Annotated in this window: 16 protein-coding genes and 1 pseudogene; 6 read left to right on the forward strand and 11 right to left on the reverse strand. The window is 69.9% G+C overall.

Going from position 1 to position 20,517, the window contains the following annotated elements:
• The first annotated feature begins 36 nt into the window (after window positions 1–36).
• Complete coding sequence (locus QWM81_RS04520; RefSeq protein WP_290110177.1) at window positions 37–885, forward strand: alpha/beta fold hydrolase; 849 nt, start codon at window positions 37–39, stop codon at window positions 883–885.
• Window positions 886–930: 45 nt separating this feature from the next.
• Here QWM81_RS04520 and QWM81_RS04525 read toward each other — a convergent pair whose 3' ends face one another.
• Together QWM81_RS04525 and ppk2 are read right to left on the reverse strand one after the other, a co-directional pair.
• A complete protein-coding gene (locus QWM81_RS04525) occupies window positions 931–1,551 on the reverse strand; it encodes an L-threonylcarbamoyladenylate synthase (RefSeq protein WP_290110178.1) in 621 nt (206 codons plus the stop codon).
• A 97-nt stretch (window positions 1,552–1,648) separates the two neighbouring features.
• Window positions 1,649–2,611, reverse strand: coding sequence for a polyphosphate kinase 2 (gene ppk2 / locus QWM81_RS04530; protein ID WP_290110179.1), 963 nt, complete (start codon window positions 2,609–2,611; stop codon window positions 1,649–1,651).
• Between the two features lie 222 nt (window positions 2,612–2,833).
• Here ppk2 and QWM81_RS04535 point away from each other — a divergent pair, with 222 nt between their 5' ends.
• Window positions 2,834–4,486, forward strand: a complete 1,653-nt coding sequence (locus tag QWM81_RS04535) for a sigma-70 family RNA polymerase sigma factor (protein ID WP_435372329.1) — start codon at window positions 2,834–2,836, stop codon at window positions 4,484–4,486.
• A gap of 41 nt (window positions 4,487–4,527) precedes the next feature.
• On the opposite strand, the gene QWM81_RS04540 is transcribed toward QWM81_RS04535, so the two are convergent.
• Window positions 4,528–5,253 (reverse strand): hypothetical protein, encoded by a 726-nt coding sequence (locus QWM81_RS04540; protein WP_290110181.1) that lies wholly within the window; start codon window positions 5,251–5,253, stop codon window positions 4,528–4,530.
• 331 nt (window positions 5,254–5,584) lie between these two features.
• On the opposite strand from QWM81_RS04540, the gene QWM81_RS04545 reads away from it, so the two are divergent.
• Both QWM81_RS04545 and QWM81_RS04550 read left to right on the forward strand, forming a co-directional pair.
• The gene (locus QWM81_RS04545; protein WP_290110182.1) at window positions 5,585–5,986 is read left to right on the forward strand and encodes an ATP-binding protein; all 402 of its coding nucleotides are present in this window, start codon (window positions 5,585–5,587) and stop codon (window positions 5,984–5,986) included.
• Window positions 5,987–6,051: 65 nt separating this feature from the next.
• Entirely contained in the window at window positions 6,052–6,405 is a 354-nt protein-coding gene (locus QWM81_RS04550; RefSeq protein ID WP_290110183.1) for an STAS domain-containing protein, read from the forward strand.
• 41 nt (window positions 6,406–6,446) lie between these two features.
• Here QWM81_RS04550 and QWM81_RS04555 read toward each other — a convergent pair whose 3' ends face one another.
• From QWM81_RS04555 to QWM81_RS04585, 7 genes and pseudogenes are all read right to left on the reverse strand, one after another.
• Window positions 6,447–6,959 carry a MarR family winged helix-turn-helix transcriptional regulator gene (locus QWM81_RS04555; RefSeq protein ID WP_290110184.1) on the reverse strand — a complete coding sequence of 171 codons (513 nt, stop codon included), beginning with the start codon at window positions 6,957–6,959 and terminating at the stop codon, window positions 6,447–6,449.
• Window positions 6,960–7,099: 140 nt separating this feature from the next.
• On the reverse strand, window positions 7,100–9,658 hold the full coding sequence (locus QWM81_RS04560) for a SpoIIE family protein phosphatase (RefSeq protein WP_435372323.1): 2,559 nt from the start codon (window positions 9,656–9,658) through the stop codon (window positions 7,100–7,102).
• Between the two features lie 76 nt (window positions 9,659–9,734).
• Window positions 9,735–14,216, reverse strand: a pseudogene (locus tag QWM81_RS04565) (HAMP domain-containing protein); the annotation flags it as partial.
• 263 nt (window positions 14,217–14,479) lie between these two features.
• Window positions 14,480–14,962 (reverse strand): anti-sigma regulatory factor, encoded by a 483-nt coding sequence (locus tag QWM81_RS04570; RefSeq protein ID WP_290110186.1) that lies wholly within the window; start codon window positions 14,960–14,962, stop codon window positions 14,480–14,482.
• Window positions 14,946–15,356, reverse strand: a complete 411-nt coding sequence (locus tag QWM81_RS04575; RefSeq protein WP_290110187.1) for an STAS domain-containing protein — start codon at window positions 15,354–15,356, stop codon at window positions 14,946–14,948. Before QWM81_RS04575 ends, QWM81_RS04570 begins: the two co-directional genes overlap by 17 nt.
• A complete protein-coding gene (locus tag QWM81_RS04580; protein ID WP_290110188.1) occupies window positions 15,353–16,231 on the reverse strand; it encodes an STAS domain-containing protein in 879 nt (292 codons plus the stop codon). The genes QWM81_RS04575 and QWM81_RS04580 overlap by 4 nt, the downstream gene beginning before the upstream one ends.
• A gap of 593 nt (window positions 16,232–16,824) precedes the next feature.
• Complete coding sequence (locus QWM81_RS04585) at window positions 16,825–17,328, reverse strand: MarR family winged helix-turn-helix transcriptional regulator (protein ID WP_290110189.1); 504 nt, start codon at window positions 17,326–17,328, stop codon at window positions 16,825–16,827.
• Window positions 17,329–17,431: 103 nt separating this feature from the next.
• Here QWM81_RS04585 and QWM81_RS04590 point away from each other — a divergent pair, with 103 nt between their 5' ends.
• Window positions 17,432–18,598: a PP2C family protein-serine/threonine phosphatase gene (locus QWM81_RS04590; RefSeq protein WP_290110190.1), complete on the forward strand. Its 1,167-nt coding sequence runs from the start codon at window positions 17,432–17,434 to the stop codon at window positions 18,596–18,598.
• A gap of 57 nt (window positions 18,599–18,655) precedes the next feature.
• A complete protein-coding gene (locus QWM81_RS04595; protein ID WP_290110191.1) occupies window positions 18,656–18,898 on the forward strand; it encodes a hypothetical protein in 243 nt (80 codons plus the stop codon).
• Between the two features lie 507 nt (window positions 18,899–19,405).
• Here QWM81_RS04595 and QWM81_RS04600 read toward each other — a convergent pair.
• On the reverse strand, window positions 19,406–20,371 hold the full coding sequence (locus tag QWM81_RS04600) for a YihY/virulence factor BrkB family protein (protein WP_290110192.1): 966 nt from the start codon (window positions 20,369–20,371) through the stop codon (window positions 19,406–19,408).
• Window positions 20,372–20,517: the final 146 nt, after the last annotated feature.

Here is a 20,517-nt window from a genome sequence, read left to right on the forward strand (position 1 = left end):
GAAGGCAGGAGAGCGAGGCCCGAAGGCAGGGGAGCAGTGCGCAGGCATCCGGTCAGGGAAGGCCGATTCCGGCACCGTGGGGCCGAGCTGGTCTATGACGTCCATGACGTCCATGACGTCCATCGCGACGCCGGCGAGGGTGACGCCGGTGAGGGTCCTCTCGCCGTGTACGCGCACGGCGGCTTCGCCAGTCAGGCCGCCGAGGACCGGATGGGCCTATTCGACTGGACGCCGGTCCTGGCGGCGGGGCGGCGCCTGGTCCGCTACGACGCCCGCGCCCATGGCCGGTCCACCGGCGAGCCCGTGGACGACGACTACACCTACCCCTCGCTCGCCGGCGACCTTCTGGCCTTGCTCGATCACCTGGGCGCCCGCCGGCCGGTCGACGCCATGGGCGCGTCGATGGGATGCGGCACCGTGCTGCACGCCGCTGTCCGGGCACCCGACCGGTTCTCCCGGCTCGTCCTGCTCATCCCGCCCACGGCGTGGACGACCCGGGCGGCGTACGCGTCGGACAACCGCCGGTCCGCCGCCACCATCGAACGAGCAGGAGTGGACGCATGGCTCGCGGCCAGGCGGGCAGCGCCCCGCCCCCCGGTCGTCGCCGACGTTCCCGAGGTACCACCGACGCCCGCCGGCCCCGTACTGCCGGCCGTCCTCAGAGGGCTGGCCCGGTCCGACCTGCCCTCCCTCCCGAAGATCGCCGCGCTGCCCCACCCCACGCTGATCCTGGCGTGGGCGGACGACCCGGGCCATCCCCTGTCCACCGCGCGGACGCTCGCCGACACGCTGCTCCACGCCGATCTGCACGTGGCGCGCACACGCGCCGACATCCACGCATGGGGAGCGCGCATCGCGGAATTCCTGACCCGCCCCGGCCCGTGAGGGCCGCGTCATCACCGGCGGACGGGCACCGTGCCGGCGGCGCGGCTACTCGAACCGCGACGTCTCGCCGGCGCCTCGCCGTACGATCTCCGCTTCACCGCCGGAGAAGTCGATGACCGTGGTGGGCTCGGTGCCGCAGTCACCCGAGTCGACCACCGCGTCCACCACGTGGTCGAGCCGTTCCTTGATCTCCCAGCCCTGCGTCAGCGGCTCGGCCTCGTCGGGCAGCAGGAGGGTGCTGGAGAGCAGTGGCTCACCGAGCTCGGCGAGCAGGGCCTGGGCAACGGCGTGATCAGGGATCCGCACCCCCACCGTCTTCTTCTTCGGGTGCAGCAGTTGGCGCGGCACCTCCTTCGTCGCGGGAAGGATGAACGTGTAACTGCCGGGCGTGGACGCCTTGATCGCGCGGAACACGTCGTTGTCGATGTGTACGAACTGACCCAGCTGCGCGAAGTTCTGACACACGAGGGTGAAGTGGTGACGGTCGTCGAGGTTCCGGATCGACCGGATCCGGCTGAGGCCGTCACGATTGCCCAGCTGGCATCCCAGGGCGAAACAGGAGTCCGTCGGGTAGGCGACGAGCCCGCCGGAGCGGATGCTGTCAGCCACACTGCTGATGGTGCGCCGCTGAGGGTTCTCGGGGTGCACGTCGAAGTACTTGGCCATTTCTTGAGCCTACGTGATGGGGCCACCGGCCCCCGGGCGACCGTCCGGGCAGGGACCTGCGGGTACCTGGGGGACCTGCGGGTACCTGGGGGGCGGACTACGCCGGGTGTTCCCCGGGCCCGTTCGGGTGCGGTGCCAGGGGCGTGGGGGAGAGGTCGGTGGTCTCCTCGCCCGGTTCGAGGAGGGTGTCGGCGGCACCGACGATGAGCGGGTCGGGGTCCCCGGCCGCCTGGGCGTCCTTGTTCTCGTAATCGATGCGCCACAGGAGATGACGCATGGCTTCGAGGCGCGCACGGCGTTTGTCATTGCTCTTGACCACCGTCCATGGGGCCTCGGCGGTGTCGGTGGCACGGAACATGGCGACCTTGGCGTTCGTGTAGTCGTCCCAGCGATCCAGGGAGGCCAGATCGGTGGGGGACAGCTTCCACCGGCGCACCGGATCGACCTGGCGGATGGCGAAGCGGGTGCGCTGCTCGGCGCGGGAGACGGAGAACCAGAACTTGATCAGGTGGATGCCGTCCTCGACGAGCATGCGCTCGAAGAGCGGGCACTGCCGGAGGAAGCGTTGGTACTGCTCCTCGGTGCAGAAGCCCATCACCCGCTCCACCCCTGCGCGGTTGTACCAGGAGCGGTCGAAGAAGACGATCTCCCCGGGCGAGGGCAGGTGGGCGACGTAACGCTGGAAGTACCACTGCCCGGCTTCCGCCTCCGTCGGCTTGTCGAGGGCGACGATGCGGGCACCGCGGGGGTTGAGGCGTTCGGTGAAGCGCTGGATGGTGCCGCCCTTGCCGGCGGCGTCACGGCCCTCGCAGAGGACGACGACCCGTGCGCCGGTGGCCTTCACCCAGCGTTGCAGCTTGAGGAGTTCGATCTGCAGGATCCGCTTCTGCCGTTCGTACGCGCGCCGCCGCACCTTGTGCCGGTACGGATAGTTCTCCTGCCACGTGCGGATCGGCCGGCCTTCGCCGTCCAGCAGTATGGGCTGTTCCGGCCGGGTGGTGTCGACACTCAACCCGTCCAGCAGTTCCTTGTGGACCGATTCATTGGCTTCGTCACTCATCTGCCCGCCCTCCACGACGTCCGGTGCTCCTTCCCCTTGCCCGCAATAGGGACCGTGATCCCCCTCCTGCCCCTCGGCGCCGCTCTCGCGTCCCTGAGGGCGCGGAGAGATTCTCTCCGCCCGCCCGCGTTTTTCTGTTATCACGGCCCCGGTGCTCGTATCTCCCTGATGACGGTAGGAAAAGACGACCGGGCGCAGCCCGGAGAAGAGAGTGGTCGCGACGTGGACATCGAACGGGAAGCCGCAGTGGTCAGGGCGGCGCAGAGCGGGGAGCAGTGGGCACAGGACAGGCTCGTCGCCGCGTACCTCCCGCTCGTCCACAACATTGTGGGCCGGGCGCTGAACGGACATGCCGACGTCGACGACGTGGTGCAGGAATCCATGATCAGGGCGCTCGACCGTCTCGGTTCGCTGCGCGATCCGGAGAGGTTCCGTGCCTGGCTGGTGGCCATCACCATGAACCGGATACGCGGCCACCGGCAGGCCGCCCGGCGTGAGGCCCCGGTCGGCGGAGAGCCGCGGGACGCCGATGATGTGGCCGATCCCGGCGCGGACTTCGTGGACCTGACGATCGTACGCCTGGGTCTGTCGGGTCAGCGCAAGGAGGTCGCCGAGGCCACGCGGTGGCTGGACGAGGACGACCGGACGCTGTTGTCGTTGTGGTGGCTTGAGGCAGCGGGTGAGCTCACCCGGGCCGAGGTGGCCGCCGCGATGGAGCTGTCCCGGCAGCACACCGCCGTACGGGTGCAGCGCATGAAGGCACAGCTGGAAACGGCTCGGCTGGTGGTGCGCGCGCTGTCGGCGGTGCCGCGGTGCGTCCTGCTGGACGATGTGCTGGGCCCGTGGGACGGTGTGCCGTCCGCGCTGTGGCGCAAGCGGTTGGCCCGGCACGCCCGTGGCTGCACGGTCTGCTCCGCCTGCGAGGCCGGGCTCGTTCCGGCCGAGGGGCTGCTGGTGGGTCTGGGGTTGGTACCCGTGGCCGCCGCGCGGTGGAAGGGCGCGGCGGCCACGGGCGGCGGTGGCGGAGGGGCCGATCCGGCGGGGCACCACGACGTGGTGGGCGGCCCTGTGACACCGGCGGACGCGCTCGTGGCTCCGGTGGCGCGTGGGCGGCGCGCGAAGCGGCGCGGCGGGCGGCCGGCGCGGCGCCGAACCGTGGTCGTCGGAGCCGTGGCGCTGCTGGTGGGCGGTGGCGGGGTGTTCGGGGTGACGCTGCTGTTCCCCGACCAGGACGCGGGGGCGGTCCTCTCGCGGCCGGCCGCAGAGTCCGCCCCCGCGCCGGCTCCCACCGGCCGCAACACCGCGACCGCTCCAGCGACTTCGCCGTCCCCGCCCCCGTCGGGGTCCCCTTCTCCCTCTGCCACGCCCCGTGTCACGGCCTCGCCGAGCGACGCGACGGTCTCCGCCACGCCTCGGCGGACGCCCGTTCCGGCAGCCCGGCGTGAGGTGTCGCCGTCGCCGGACCCGGGCAGCCGCCCACCGGCCGCTCCGGCCTCCCTCGGCGGCCAGGTGACCGAACTGGTCAACGCCGAGCGCCGGAAGAACGGTTGCGGCCCGGTACGGCAGAACAGCCGCCTGGACACCGCGGCGCAACGGCACTCCGGGGACATGGACGCGCGTGACTTCTTCGACCACACCGCTCCGGACGGAACGGGCCCCGGTGAACGCATCACCGCGGCAGGCTACGAGTGGAGCACGTACGGAGAGAACATAGCCCGCGGCCAGCAGACGCCGAGCCAGGTGATGCGGTCCTGGATGGACAGCCCCGGACACCGCGCCAACATAGTGAACTGCTCGTTCGACGAGATCGGCGTCGGTGTCCATCAGGGCCCGGGCGGCCCCTGGTGGACACAGGTCTTCGGCGCCTCGCACTGACGGCCGGGCGCACGGGCGCACGGGCGCACCTGAGGTGGCTGTCAGCCGGTGGGCGCCTGGTAGAGACCGCGGCCCGCACGGTGGGCACGGGAGGTCGCGACGAGCCGGTCGAGCGTGCTGCGTACGGTGTTGATGGCGCCGGTGGAGCCGTCACGGCCGAGCGCCTTGGCGACGTCCCTGGCGCGCAGCGGTGTGTCACCGTTGCGGGCCAGCACGGCAGCGACCTGCTCGGTGAGCCCGCCTGCCTCCGGGACACCGGCGGAAGAAGCCTTGCCGGCACTCCTCTTGGCCGTGGTGGGCTGAACCGAGCCGGTCTTCTTGCGCTGTCGGCTCTTGGGTGCCGAGGGGGCCGGCTTCTTGGAGGTGTTCTTACGCCCGGTGGCACTCTTGCGCGGCTTGCGCCGCGTCGCCGAAGTGCCCTCAGCCGGGGGCGCGTCCTGGGTGGCGGCGCTCTCGGCGCTCTCGGGGCCCTCGGGCGCCGCCTCTTCGCGCGCGGCCTCTTCCGGTGCCGCCTCGGCCGCGGGCTGGTCCTCCGGCGCCGCGGCAAGCTCGGTCCGGGCTTCCGTGTGGGCACGCGGCGCCGGGACTGCCGCGGCGGACAGGGCTTGCAGCGCGGCGAGGGCGCCGCGCACCGATTCGAGCCGATCACTGACCGCCGCGAGGTCCTGCTCCAGGGCCTGTTGCTGTCGTTCGAGCTGCGGCAGTTCCTCCAGCAACAGGGCGGTGGTCGCTTCGATGCTGCCAGCTGTGGTGACCGGGTTCGGCATATGCCCTCCTGCGGGGGCTCGTGGTGTATGTGCGGAACGAGAACTGTGCCCGAAGGGTAGGGCGGTGTTGCTGCGTCCGCAAACACGTGTTGTCACCCGGATTGCCGTCCGCGCCCCCTCGGGCACATCGCACGGTGTCGTTGATTGAGTCCGGACCGGGACGGGCGGTGTCGCCGACTCGATTCGGGATAGGGATAGAGGGAAATCGGTGGCGAACGGAAGGACGAGGGCAGTGGGGGCAGCGCGAACGCGTAGTGACAACACGGCCTCCATCGGGGCCGCGAGACCCTATCGGGCGGCTGCCCGGGAACCGGGGCGCGGGAAGCCCGGTGTGCCCGCTCCGGCGGGAGCCGCGTCCACCGTCTACACCGACCTCGATGGCGCCATCGCGTCGGCGCGGGACTTCACCGCGTCGTTCCTGCTGGCCAAGGTGGCCGAGGGGGCGGTGGTGCGGCCGCGGACCGTGGAAGACGCCCGTCTGGTGGTCAGTGAGCTCGTCACCAATGTCGTCAGGCACGCCTCCGGGCCCTGCCGGGTCGACGTCAGCCTCATGAGCGGCATGCTGGAGATCGCCGTATCCGACACGTACGAGGTACCTCCCATCGCCCGCGCCCCCGACCCCAGCAGGATCGGGCAGCATGGGATGGAGATCGTCCTGGCGCTGTGCGAAAGCCTGGACGTGGAGCCGCTGTCCTCGGGGAAGCGGGTGCGCGCCCGCCTGGCGGTGAAGTGATGCTTCGCGTCCGTGGTGGACGTGCCGTGACCTCGGTGTAGAGCCTTGTGAGGAGGAGAGCAGGAATGGAGCCCTCTCGGGTACGGGTACGGGTGCGGGCTGAGGTACGTCCAGCCGGCGTCGGGATGCTGAGCATCAGCGGCGAGTTCGACCATGACGGGGTCGCGACCTTCGAGGAGGCGGTCAGATCCGTCCGGGCCGAGGGCTGCCACTGCCTGCTGCTGGACCTGTCCGGCTTGACGTTCATGGATTCGTCCGGGGTCAACGCGATGCTGCGCGTGCAACGCGACTCCCGGGCGAGGGGCGGCTGGACGCGGCTGGCGGGACCGCGTACGCCGGTGCTGAAAGTCATCGAACTCGTGGGCCTCGACCAGGCGATCCCGCTGTACACCACCGTCGACGACGCCCTCGCCGCATAGTCGCCGGCGGGACCACGACGGATCAACGGGACCACGACGGATCAGGCGGATTCGGCGGACGCGGACCTCCCCGTGCTGTCCGTTGCGCGTCCTTCCCGCTCGCTGTCGTCGATGGCGTGGCGGAAGCTGTTCAGGCCGGCTGCGAGTGCGGCGCGTTGTGCGGGTGGCATGGCGGAGATGACGTCGAGGAGGGCGGTTTCGCGGCGGGCGCGCAGGTCTTTGAGGTAGTTGTCGCCGCGGGTGGACAGGCGTAGTTCGAGTTCTCGTCGGCTTGCTGAGCTGGGGGAGCGTTCGATGAAGCCGAGTGCGTCGAGGCGGTCGCACATGCGGCTGACGGAGGAGGGTGCCGAGCCCAGGACGTCTCCGAGGGTGCGCAGGTTGATCGGCTGGTCGCGGTCCAGGATGTACAGCACGCGTAGCTGTGAGGAGGAGACGGGGGCTGTCGAGGTCAGGTCCCGGCCCTTGGTCCACAGCACTTCGAGCAGCTCGATGACCTCCCGGGCGGCATGTGCGGCAGCATCCCGTCCGGCACCTGGGGAAGTCTCGGAATGCATGCCCTCAACTGTGACACTTTGCAACGGCCTTGTCAGTCTCTGAGACATGGACCTTCCTCGTACCGCTGGGCGACAACCTCACACCTCACGAGGGCACTGGCACCTGCCCGGTCGCGCCGGGGCACGGCGCGACCCGTCACTCATACCACCTGGATGCCGATGAGACACGTGTCGTCGTCGGTGTCCGACTTGCTGTGCGTGAGCAGACCGTCGAGCCGCTGCTCCAGCGTGGTGGCCGGTAGCCGGGCGTTCGTCAGCAACTGGGCCAGGGAGTCCTGGACCGACTCGTCCCTCCGCTCGACAAGCCCGTCGGTGTACATGAGGAGAGTGTCGCCCGAATCCATCTGCAGCTCCTCCTCCTCGTAGACGGTCTCGGAGAGCGCCCCGAGGAGTATTCCGCCGACCGGTCGCAGAGCGCTCGCCTTCTGGCCCCGGACCAGTACGGGGGGAAGATGGCCGGCCCGCGCCCACCGCAAGGTGCGCTTCTGCGGGTCGTACAGGCCGCATACCGCTGTGGCGGTGACGTGCTCCGTCAGATAGTGGGCCACGATGTTCAGCCAGGACAGCAGCTGAGCCGGTCCCGCCCCGGTGACGGCCAGGCCGCGCATCGCGTTGCGCAGCACGACCATGCTCGTGGCGGCCTCGATGCCGTGGCCGGCCACATCCCCCACACACAGCATGACCTGCTTGGACGGCAGGACGACGGCGTCGTACCAGTCTCCGCCGACCATGGACTCCGACTCCGCGGGACGGTAGCGCACGGCGATCCGCAGCCCCGGACTGTCCAGCGGCGCCTGCGTCGGCGGCATGATGGCATGCTGCAACTGCAAGGTGAGCCGGTTGCGTTCGGCGGCCTGCTGCTCGGTCTGTGCGAGCTGGTCCCGGGTGGCCGCGAGCGCCACCTCCGTCCAGTGCTGCGCGGAGATGTCCTGGTAAGCGCCGCGGATCGCCAGCAGCCTGTGGTCGGCGTCGAGGACGGGCTCGGCGATGACGCGGATGTGCCGGGTGACGCCGTCCGGGCGCTGCAGACGAAAGGCCGCCGATGCCGGGCGCCGGTGATGCAGCACCGCGCGCAGGAAACGGCCGATGGCCACGGCGTCGTCCGGGTGGGCGTGAGTGGCCAGCGCTTCCAGAGGCACGGGCCGGGTGCTGGGGGAGCGGCCGTAGAGGTCGAACAGCTCGTCGTTCCAGACGATCTCGCCGGTGGCGACGTTCTGCTCGAACCCGCCGATCCGGCCGAGGCGTTGGGCATGCTGAAGGAGATTGGCCAGGCGTGCCGTGTCATCCTCGACCCGCCAGATGAGCAGCACACTGCTGCCGTGCCGGCTGACGCTGATGTCGGCGACCGCGTCCAGAGGCACCTGATCGACCAGAGCGGTCAGAGTCATCCGCTGCGCACGGAACGGCTCACCGGTGGCATAGACCCGTTCGATCCTCTCGAACAGCTCGCTGCCCCCGACAGCCATGGGATAGGCCTCCAGCAGCAGCGCACCGTTCACAGCGCTGCGGGGACGCCCGGCCGGGTCGATGAAATGGCTGTTGACGTGATGGATACGGAAGTCGGCGAGACTGCCCTCGGGGCCGAGGAAGGGAACCAGGACCAGCGCGGGGTCGTACAGCCCGTCCGCCAGGTCCACCAGCTCCGACAGGTCCGACCTGGTGGTCCACGGGTCCGCGGCGGGCGAGGCGGCGGAGACCGACCGGCCCTCCAGGGTGTGCGCGCACAACTCGGCCAGCGCCTCGATCTGCCGCTCGATCTGCGGCGGCTGCGGCTGAAGCGGACCTGGCCAGCAGATCTCCAGAATCCCGTGAATACGTCCGCCCGTCCCGGCGGGTACGGCTACCCGGCCGCCCTCCGGGCTGTGCGTCCCTCCGATGGAAGGCAGACCCGCCGCCGACAGGGAGGTGACCCGTACGGCCCGCCGCTCTATCAGCGCCTGTCGCGCCAGCGTGGACACCCCTGGCGGTACGTAGTGCCACCGGCCGGCCTCATCGACGGGGAAACCGGCGTGCCCCGACAGGCTCAGCGACGCGTCCGAACCCGCCGTCCACACGGCCACCGCGTCGGCCCCCAGGGGTGTCAACGCGTGTTCCAGGAGCGATTCCGCGACCGCTTGGGTGTCTCCCGCGGCCAGCGCGCCGCTCTCCGCCGTGCGCAGGCGCACACCGACAGCGGTGGCGTCTTCCGCCGCGCCCTCGCCGCTCGTCCTCCTGACGAAGTCGGTGGCGACGTCGGTGACATGGTCGTGTGCCGCCTGGTTGATGATGTCCGCCGCCAGCTCCAGCTGCGAGACCCCGGACTCGTCGGCCAGCATGGTCAGCTGCTGGGCGGCCGCGGCGGGTCCGCACTGGAGCCGTTCGATCAGGATGCCCTTGGCCAGCTCGATCAAAGCGCGGCCGTCGGCCGCCGCCTGCGCGGCGCGGATCTCGCCCCGCAGCCGCTCAACCGTCGCGGCCAGCCGCCCGACCCCCGTCTCCTCGGCATGCGCGGCCTCCGGGGCGGGCGGGGTGGCCGGCACGGTCTGTGAGCCGCCACCCGACGCCAGGGAGGGGATGTGCGACGCCGACCTCTGCCGGGGCACGTCCTCCGGTGAGTGCGCCGCCGCCGACGCTTCACCGGGGCGGGACGGGGCCGGGTGCGCGGGCGTCAGCGGCTCATCCTGCCGGATCGGCTGTGCAGGATTGTCCGGAGTGCTCACTGTGCTGCTGACTCCTCGGTCGGCGGGCGATGGACTGGGGGCGAGAGCGCGGGGCCGGGCGCGGCCCCGGCGCGTCTCAGGCGGCGGTGAGCCAGCGCCCGATGCGGGCGATGAGGTCGTGGGCGTCCACCGGCTTGGTCACGTAGTCGCTCGCCCCCGCGGCCAGGCTCTTCTCCCGGTCTCCCGGCATGGCCTTCGCCGTGACGGCGATGATGGGCAGCTTCGCGTACCGGGGGTCCTCCCTTATGGCGGACGTCGCGGCGTACCCGTCCATCTCCGGCATCATCACGTCCATCAGGATCAGATCGACCTCCGGGTGTTCCCGCAGCGCCTCGATACCCTTGCGGCCGTTCTCGGCGTGCAGGACCTCGATGCCGTGGATCTCGAGGATGCCACTGATGGCATACAGGTTGCGGGCATCGTCGTCCACCACGAGTACGGTGCGCCCGGCCAGGCTTTCGTCGATGGGCTGGGAGGGCTGCCGGCGCGTCTCCTCGTTGCGTACCAGCGGCAGCACGTCGCCCGGCTCCTCGGCGGACAGATGCAGGGCGATCCGCTCGCGGAGTTCGTCGAGGCTGGAGATCAGTTCCAGCGGCCGGGTCTCGGAACGCGACTGCAGCCGCTCCTCGTGTGCGGGATCCAGACGGCGGCTGTTGTGTGCCAGGACAGGCACGGTCGTCACCGCCGCGTCGCCGTCCATGGCGTCCAGGAACCGCAGGGCTTCGTCCTTGGGCATGTCCAGTTCCAGGACGACGCAGTGGAAGGGCCCCGCGGCCAGGCTCTCGGCCGCTTCCTGCGCACCCACGGCCGTGATGACCTCGATGTCCGCCATACGCTTGGGGAGGTCGCGGGTGCCGGAGATATCGGCGACCGCGCTCTCGGCGACCAGGGACAGCAGCCCGCGCGCGCGTTCCTCGACGACCAGCAGCCGGCGCTTCTGCCGGGGCACCGAGGGCGTACGCGGCGCGGCGGCGCTCCCGGACGTGGTCGTGGTCTCGCTCCTCGGGCTCCGCGCACCCGCCTCGGCGGGGGAGTCGGTGCCCGAGCCGGCCGACGTCACCGGCAGGTAGAGGGTGAACGTACTGCCTCGTCCCTTGGCGCTCTCGGCGGTCAGCGCGCCACCGAGCAGGTGGGCGATCTCCCGGCTGATGGACAGGCCCAGGCCCGTGCCCCCGTACTTGCGGCTCGTGGTGCCGTCGGCCTGCTGGAAGGCGCCGAAGATCGCCTCCAGGTGCTGGTCCGCGATGCCGATGCCGGTGTCCTTGACGCGGAAGGCGAGCACCGTTTCACCGTGGCGCACGGACGGGGGGATTTCCTTGTCGGCGGCCGTCTCGATGCGCAGCTCGACACTGCCGCGTTCGGTGAACTTGACGGCGTTGGACAGCAGGTTGCGGAGCACCTGCCGCAGCCGTGAATGGTCGGTCAACAGGTCGGTCGGGACACCCGGAGCCGTACTGATGGTGAACTCGAGGTTCTTCTGCGTGGTCATCGGACGGAAAGTGGCCTCGACGTATTCGACCAGCTGCCGCAGCGGGACCCGCTCGGGGTTGATGTCCATCTTTCCGGCCTCGACCTTCGACAGGTCGAGGATGTCGTTGATGAGCTGCATCAGGTCGGATCCGGCCGAGTGGATGATGCCCGCGTACTCGACCTGCTTGGGCGTGAGGTTGCGGGTCGGGTTCTGCGCCAGCAACTGGGCCAGGATGAGCAGGCTGTTCAGTGGCGTACGCAGCTCATGGCTCATGTTGGCCAGGAACTCAGACTTGTACTTGGACGCCAGCGCGAGCTGCTGCGCCCTGGTCTCCAGCTCCTGGCGGGCCTGCTCGATCTCCAGGTTCTTGGTCTCGATGTCGTGGTTCTGGGCGGCCAGCAGGGCGGCCTTCTCCTCCAGCTCCGCGTTGGAGCGCTGAAGCTCCTCCTGCTGGACCTGGAGCTCCTCCGAACGGGCCTGGAGTTCGGCGGTCAGGCGCTGGGACTCGTCCAGCAGTTCGTCGGTGCGGGCGTTGGCGACGATCGTGTTGACGTTGACACCCAGCGTCTCCATCAACTGCTCCAGGAAGTCCCGGTGCACCGGGGTGAAGGGCGTGAACGAGGCGAGTTCGATGACGCCGAGGACCTGGTCCTCGACGACGATCGGCAACACCACCAAGCTGCCGGGTACGGCCTGCCCGATGCCGGAGGAGATGGTGACGTAGTCGCCGGGCAGCCCTTCGACCGCGATGGTCCGGCGGCTGCGCGCGGCCTGCCCCACCAGGGACTCACCCAGTGCGAAGCGAGCGTGCCCGGCGAAGTGGGCCGGACGGCCGTAGGAGCCGACCGAGATGAGCTCGGTGCCGCCAGGGGTCTCCTCGGCCAGGTAGAAGGCTCCGTACTGGGCGGACACCAGCGGCGTCAGCTCGTCCATCACCAGCTCCGCGACGACCGCGAGGTCCCGGTGCCCCTGCATCAGGCCGGAGATTCTCGCCAGGTTGGACTTGAGCCAGTCCTGCTCCTGGTTCGCCCGGGTCGTCTCGCGCAAGGACTCCACCATGGAGTTGATGTTGTCCTTGAGTTCCGAGACCTCGCCCGAGGCGTCGACGGTGATGGAGCGGGTCAGGTCGCCCTCGGCGACGGCGCTCGCCACCTCGGCGATGGCCCGCACCTGGCGGGTCAGGTTCCCGGCCAGCTCGTTGACGTTCTCGGTGAGGCGCTTCCAGGTGCCGGACACCCCCTCGACCTCGGCCTGCCCGCCGAGCCGGCCCTCACTGCCGACCTCACGCGCCACACGGGTCACCTCCGCGGCGAAGGAGGAGAGCTGGTCGACCATCGTGTTGATGGTGGTCTTCAGCTCCAGGATCTCGCCGCGGGCGTCGACGTCGATCTTCTTGGACAGGTCGCCGTTGGCGACGGCGGTGGTGACGAGGGCGATGTTACGCACCTGACCGGTCAGGTTGTTCGCCATGGAGTTGACGTTGTCGGTCAGGTCCTTCCACGTACCGGCCACGTTGGGGACCCGCGCCTGGCCGCCGAGGATGCCCTCCGTGCCGACCTCCCGCGCCACGCGGGTGACCTCGTCGGCGAACGCCGAGAGCGTGTCGACCATCGTGTTGATGACCCCGGCGAGCGCGGCCACCTCGCCCTTGGCCTCGACGGTGATCTTCTGCGACAGGTCACCCTTGGCCACGGCCGTGGCCACCTGCGCGATGGAACGCACCTGACCGGTCAGGTTGGACGCCATCACGTTGACGTTGTCCGTCAGGTCCTTCCAGGTGCCCGAAACGCCACGCACGGTGGCCTGGCCGCCGAGATTGCCCTCGGTGCCGACTTCGCGGGCGACGCGGGTGACCTCGTCGGCGAACGCGGAGAGCTGGTCGACCATCGTGTTGATGGTCTCCTTCAGCTCCAGGATCTCGCCCCGGGCGTCGACCCGGATCTTCTGGGACAGGTCCCCCTGGGCGACCGCGGTCGTGACCTCCGCGATCGAACGCACCTGGGCCGTCAGGTTGTCGGCCATCACGTTGACCGACTCGGTGAGGTCCTTCCACGTGCCGGAGACCCCCTTGACGTCGGCCTGCCCGCCCAGCCGGCCCTCGGTGCCGACCTCGCGGGCCACCCGGGTCACCTCGTCGGCGAAGGAGGAGAGCTGGTCGACCATCGTGTTGATGGTGCTCTTGAGCTCCAGGATCTCGCCGCGCGCGTCGACGGTGATCTTCTGCGACAGGTCGCCCTTGGCCACGGCCGTGGCCACCTGCGCGATGGAGCGGACCTGGGCGGTGAGGTTGCCGGCCATGAAGTTCACCGAGTCGGTCAGGTCCCGCCATGTGCCGGAGACCCCCTTGACGTCGGCCTGGCCGCCCAGGATGCCCTCGGTGCCCACGTCGCGCGCCATGCGGGTGACTTCGTCGGCGAAGGAGGAGAGCTGGTCGACCATCGTGTTGATGGTGTTCTTCAGTTCCAGGATCTCGCCGCGCGCGTCGACGGTGATCTTCTGCGACAGGTCGCCCTTGGCCACGGCGGTGGTGACCTGGGCGATGTTGCGCACCTGGTCGGTGAGGTTGCCGGCCATGAAGTTCACGGAGTCGGTCAGGTCCCGCCAGACCCCGCCGACGCCCGGTACCAGGGCCTGTCCGCCGAGCCGCCCCTCGCTGCCGACTTCGCGGGCGACGCGGGTGACCTCGTCGGCGAAGGAGGAGAGCTGGTCGACCATCGTGTTGACGGTCTCCTTGAGCTCCAGGATCTCGCCGCGCGCGTCCACGTCGATCTTCTGCGACAGGTCACCCTTCGCCACCGCGGTCGCCACCTGGGCGATGTCCCGGACCTGGGTGGTCAGATTGCCCGCCATGGCGTTCACCGAGTCGGTCAGATCCGCCCACGTACCGGACACCCCGGGGACCACCGCCTGGCCGCCGAGGGTCCCCTCGGTGCCGACCTCGCGGGCCACCCGGGTCACCTCGGAGGTGAACAGGGACAACTGGTCGACCATGCCGTTGAAGACGGTGGCGATCTCCCCGATCAGCCCGTCGCTCTCATCGGGCAGCCTGGTACCGAAGTCGCCGTCGCGGACCGCCGTAAGCCCGGCCAGCAACTGCCGGAGCTCCGACTCCCCCACGCCGCCCCCACCGGAGGGTCGCGACCGCGGTACGGCACGCGTAGCTCCGACCGCTGTCTCAGTCATGACCGACCTCGTTCCCCTCAGATGCCACGACGGAAAGACCACAGACGCGCGCCCCTTGTGCCGGGCGGCCCCACGCTATTCTTTCGGGCTTAACCATTGCCGTACGACAAATATCACGCAGGCTAACCCGGGCGGCGGGAATGGGGCAATCGAGCCCCGAAGCCCCCTCATGTGTCGGACGCCCAGCGCACGGCGGTGATGGTGGTGCCGCTGCCGGGTGTGGTGCGGACGTGGAACTCGTCCATGAGGCGGCGCGCGCCCCCCAGCCCGTGGCCGAGCCCGGCGCCGGTGGTGTATCCGTCGATGAAGGCCGCATCGAGGTCCGCGATGCCCGGTCCCTGATCGGATACGGACAGCCGGAGCCCCAGCCGCCCCGAGTGCTGGATGATTTCGAGCCGGATGGAGCCGCCTCCGCCGTGAACGTAGGCGTTGCGGGCCAGTTCGCTGGCAGCCGTGACGATGCGCGTCTGATCCACCAGACCGAAGCCGGCGTTCAGGGCGGCGGCCCGCACGGCGTGGCGCACGGTGAGGAGATCCTCCTCGGTGCGCAGGGGGTGCGTGGTGGCGGTGTCTTTCCGCTGCGGCTCCGTGACCGCCGTGGGAGGCGCCGGGGCGGGCGGCGTTGTGCCGTGGTCACCGTGGTGGAGCATCCCCGGCCCCTTCCTGCGGCAGGTGACCCCGGGACCAGCCGAGCGCGGTCATGCCGCGTTCCGCGTTGAGGGCGGTTTCCACCCCGGTGAGTGCCAGTCCCAGTTCCACCAGGGTGATCGCGACCGCGGGGCGCATTCCGCACACCACGACGCGGGCGCCCAGGAGACGCGCGCTGGTCGTCAGCTCCATCAGAGCCCGCGCGACGAACGAGTCGATCAGCTCCAGCCGTGAGATGTCGATCAGGACCCCGCGTACCCGTTCGGACGCGACGCGCTGGGTCAGTTCCTCCGTGAGGGCGACGGCCGCCTTGTCGTCCAGCTCGCTGAGCAGACCGGTGACCAGCACGTCGCCCAGGCGCAGTATGGGTACTCCCGCGCCGGCGGGGGCGCTCACCGGATCGCCGCGGACCCGGACCCGGGGGCCTCGCGGTCGATCAGTGCCATCGCGGCGGCCAGCGCGTCCGCCAGTGTCGCGCGGGTGAGGATGGGGGACAGGTCGATGCCGAGCTGGGCGATGGTCTGGGCGATCGGTGGCCGGATGCCGCTGATCAGGCAGTCCGCCCCCATGAGGCGTACCGCGTTGACCGTCTGCATCAGATGGTGGGCCACCGCGGTGTCCACGGTCGGCACGCCGGTGATGTCGATGATCGCCACCTGGGCCTCGTGCCTCTGGATCGCGTGCAGGAGGTTCTCCATGACGACTTGGGTACGGGCGGTGTCGAGCGTGCCGATGAGGGGGACGGCCAGCACCTTGTCCCACAGGCGCACCACCGGGGTCGACACTTCGAGCAGTTGGCGGCTCTGACGCTGGATGATCTCCTCGCGCCCCTCCACATACGTCTCGAAGGACAGGGCGCCCGCCGCGTCCAGGAGCCGGTTGACCAGCAGCGCCGCGGAGTACAGGGCGGCGCTGTCGCGGGCGTACTGCTGCACCGCCTCGAGCAGGGCTTCCTTGAGTGACAGCACGGCCAGCGAGGTGACGGTCGGCGTGGACCCGCCCCGCGCGCGGCGCAGTGAGAAATCCACTATGGCCTGGTGCAGGACGCGCTGGGTGGCGACCACCCGGTGCGCCGACTGTTCGTTCTCCAGACCGGAGCGCAGCGCTCCGACCAGGACATCGGCCTCTTCGCGCAGCTCTGCCTCGGTCAGCCCGCCGCCCAGCACCGCCTGCTCGAACTGCAGTTGTACCCAGCGGTCGGCAATCTTCTCGGGCTGTTCCCGCAGGGCCGCGAGCACATGGAGGCGAGCCTCTGGCTCACTGAGGACCATTCATCCACCTTCGCAATCGTTGCCGCACGGCAAAGGTAGCGCGAGACCGAGGGCCGCCGAAAGCTGCGGAATCCGGGCATGGCGTGGCCGGCGCCGGGCACCAGGAGGGAGACCGCACGCCGGCATCAGCCAGAGCCGCGGTGAGTGACGGCGGCACATGGGAACGGGGACGGGGCCGACGCCCCGGAGCGGCGGAGCGGCGCGTCGGGGGCGCGGCCGCATGAGCCCCGTCGCGACGACCGTACGGCCCTTGTCGCCACCGACTCCCGCGGCCGCGCGGGGACGCGGGAGCCCGCTGAGCGAGCGCCATGGCTGGTGTGATGCGGCGCGGCGACCAGCTGGGCCTCGTGCTGTACGGGTGGGAAACACGGAGAAGGAGGGAGAACGGTGTCGCCTTCGACGCGGCCGTTACAGGGCAGGACCAAGCGATTACGCAGCGGTAAAACTTGTCGTTTGACAACTGTGCACCGAAGGAAACACTCTTTGCCCTGGTGTCAGTCCGTCCGTCCGCGCGCCGTGTGCTCCGTGGCCGCACACTGGGGAGCAGAGGCAGGTGAACGTGGAGCAGGCGACACGTCGAACACCCTCCGCGGTCAGGCTGATTCCGCTGCGTCACCGGTCGCGTCGTCGGGCTTGTGGCCGCCGCTGTGGTCGATGGCGTGGCGGAAGCTGTTCAGGCCGGCTGCGAGTGCGGCGCGTTGTGCGGGTGGCATGGCGGAGATGACGTCGAGGAGGGCGGTTTCCCGGCGGGCGCGCAGGTCTTTGAGGTAGTTGTCGCCGCGGGTGGACAGGCGTAGTTCGAGTTCTCGTCGGCTTGCTGAGCTGGGGGAGCGTTCGATGAAGCCGAGTGCGTCGAGGCGGTCGCACATGCGGCTGACGGAGGAGGGTGCCGAGCCCAGGACGTCTCCGAGGGTGCGCAGGTTGATCGGCTGGTCGCGGTCCAGGATGTACAGCACGCGTAGCTGTGAGGAGGAGACGGGGGCTGTCGAGGTCAGGTCCCGGCCCTTGGTCCACAGCACTTCGAGCAGCTCGATGACCTCCCGGGCGGCATGTGCGGCAGCATCCCGTCCGGCACCTGGGGAAGTCTCGGAATGCATGCCCTCAACTGTGACACTTTGCAACGGCCTTGTCAGTCTCTGAGACATAAGAGGCCATACGCTCCTTCTGCTCTTTTCTTACTGAATAGGCGGTAATTGAACGGTGGACAGATTCTCGGCTGTGGAACGCGCGCTGCGTGGAGCGCCGGCCCACGCCCTCTTGGAAGCGCTGCAGGATGTGCTCGTCGCCCACTACACGGCCGTCTCCGTCGACCTCCTCATGGCCGATTACGCGATGACCATACTGCAACCCGTCCATGCCCTCCCCGACACCGCTGAGCCCGTCCCCGTCCACGCCAGCGCTCCGGGACGGGCCTTCGGTGCGCAGCAGCCGTACGTGGAAAGGCACGCCCGCTCCACCGACGTGGTCGCGCATTTCCCCGTCAGCGTGCGAGGGGACCGCATCGGCGTGCTCATGGTGCGGCTCCCCGAGGACAGCTATACCCCGCAGACCGAGCGCGAGCTACAGGACATCGCCGAGATTCTCGGCCACGAGATCGTCGTGGCCGAACGCGACACCGACCTGTACCTCCAGGCCCGCCGGGCGAGCCGCCTCACTCTCGCGGCCGAAATGCAATGGCACCTGCTGCCCGGACGCTCCTGCGCACGCCCCGAGTACGAGCTCGGAGCCCAGCTCGAGCCCGCCTACGCGATCTACGGTGACAACTTCGACTGGTCCGCCTCGGCCGACCACCTGACCCTCACCGTCACCAACGGCATGGGCGAGGGCATCGAAGCCGCCATCCTGACCAGCCTCGCGGTCAACGCCCTGCGCAATGCCCGCCGAGCCGGGCTCTCGCTCGCCGACCAGGCCTTCCTCGCCGATCAGGCGATCTATGGGCACTACCACGGCGACGCCCACCTTTCCGTTCTCCTCCTGCGCTTCGACCTCGCGACCGGGGAGACGGAGATCGTGGATGCCGGGTCGCCGAAAATGTGGCGTCTGAGAGAAGGCAAGCCCGAACCGATCGAGCTGGAGGCGCAACTTCCCCTCGGCATGTTCGAGGACACCATCTACACGGCGCAGCGCTTTGAGGTCCTGCCCGGCGACCGGCTCTTCTTCCTCAGCGACGGGGTGTACGACGTCGCCTCGCCGGCCGGCGAACGCTACAGCGAGAAGGCGCTCACCCGCGCCATGACCGCGACCCGACTCCTTCCGCCGTCCCAGGTCCCCCGGGCGGTACTCCAGGAACTGGCCGGGCACCGCGGCTCCATCGACGCCGAGGACGACGCCATGGTCGTCTGCCTCGACTGGTATGGCCGTCAGTAGGGCGCCCCGGAAGCCCCGGGGCGTGGCCCTCGACCCGCCCGTGCGGGAGGCCCGTCGATGATGTTGTGGCGTCTCGTGGTGGCCGCGTACAACGATCCGCAGGCCGAGAACCGAGAGAAGATCCTGGCATGGGGCGCCGCCGAGCTGGCCCTCGTCCGCCACAGGGACGCGCTCGGCGGCCTCCCCGCCGACGCCGACGATGTCCGCCGTATCGCGATGGAGGAGTTCGGCGTCGCACTCGACCGGCGCAGTGCCGAAGCGGCGCTGGAGGAACGACGCCGGCCCGGCTTCCGGGAATAGGACGGCCCTTCCGGGGGCCGGCGCGCAGCGCCCACCGCCGTGGCAGCACTCCTGAGTGCCCGTCATCACCGACGGGTTTGGCGTCGTCCAACGGGACGGGCGGTACGCCGAGCCGAGACGCGTGGAGATACATCCACGGAGCGCTTCCGGGTAGGCGCTCAGCATGACGACAAAAACAGCGAATCGATTAAGCGAGACGAGTCGGACCAGTCCGGTCACCAAGACACTCCTGCTCGCCGAGCAGCCGGGTGGTCGCACACCTGGCGGGGCGGGCCGGCATCAGCCGGACGACGAGGTGGGGAGGCTGTCGTGATCTCGCCCATGCTGGCCGCCGGGGACGCGTCCACTGCCCCCGCGTGGCTCCATCTGACCGTCATCATCGTCGCCGTGTTCGTTCTCGCCTACAGCCTTACCAGGCACAGCGGTTGACCGCGCCGCGGTGGGAAACCTCGGCATTGAGCCTCTGAGCGCGGGACCCGCCCTGACAGGAACAACCCCCCGCCCGGCTCAGGGGCCCGGGCCCGGGTCCGGATGGACCGGGTTCTTGATCCCGGCGCGGGCCGCTTCGAGTTGCGCGGAGAACGACATGCCCAGGAAGAGGGCGATGCCCGCCAGGTTCGCCCAGAGCAGCAGCGCGACGAACGCGGTCAGCGGGCCGTACACCGCTCCGAACGATCCGCTTCTCCCGATGTAGAGCGAGAGCAGCCACGTGGCGGTGACCCACAGGAAGAGGTGGATGCCCGAGCCGAACACGAGCCAGGTGTAGCCCGGCTGGTCCCGGCGGGGAGCCCAGCGGAAGATCACGGCCGAGGCGAACGCGGCAAGGACGATGCCGATCGGGAGGTGGGCGAACTCCCACCGGTCGAGCAGCGACGACGGCCAGTGCAGCGCCCGCACCACCGCCTCGCCGATGTGCCGTCCGGCGACCATGACCAGGAACCCCGCTCCCAGCGGAAGACCCGCGAGCAGGGCCAGAAGCACCCCTCGGCCGTACTTGGGCAGGAAGGGGCGGTCGCGCTCGATGCCGTAGATGCGATTGCAGCCGCGTTCGATCTGGCCCATGGTGGACGCGAGATTGACGATGGCGAAGGCCAGGCCCAGCCACATGGCGACCGCACCGGCCGTGTCCGCGCCGGCGCTGCGGCGGGTGTCCGCGAGGGCCTGCTGCACGAGATCCGCGCTGGTGCCCGGCACGATCGCGGCCAGGGTCAGTTCGATCACCTGTCCCAGGCTCTCCGTGTGTGTGGTCGTGGTGACCCCTACCAAGGCGATGGTGAACGGCACGATGCCGAGGACCACTTGGTACGCCAGGGAGCGGGCGGAGGTGAATCCGTCCGCGTACCGGAAACGCGTGAAGGCGTCGACGAGCAGTTTGCGGCCGCCGTAGTGCCGCAGAGCCGAGAAGGCCTCATCGCCCGAAAGCTCCTCACCCTTCATGTCCCGCGTCTGCGGCACATGCACAACCGTTCCCATGGCTTCCTCCCCCGCCCATGCCCCTGGGCCTGGCCTTGCAAGAGCGCCGAGCGCGTAGGGCGTATGCCCGGTTTCCGAGGGCGCAGACCTGTGCTCCGGTCACCCGCCGCCCCACCGCACAGGAACCGCTGTCCGGGAACAGTCCG

Source organism: Streptomyces ficellus (assembly GCF_030406405.1).
In the GTDB taxonomy this organism is placed as follows: Bacteria; Actinomycetota; Actinomycetes; order Streptomycetales; family Streptomycetaceae; genus Streptomyces; species Streptomyces ficellus_B.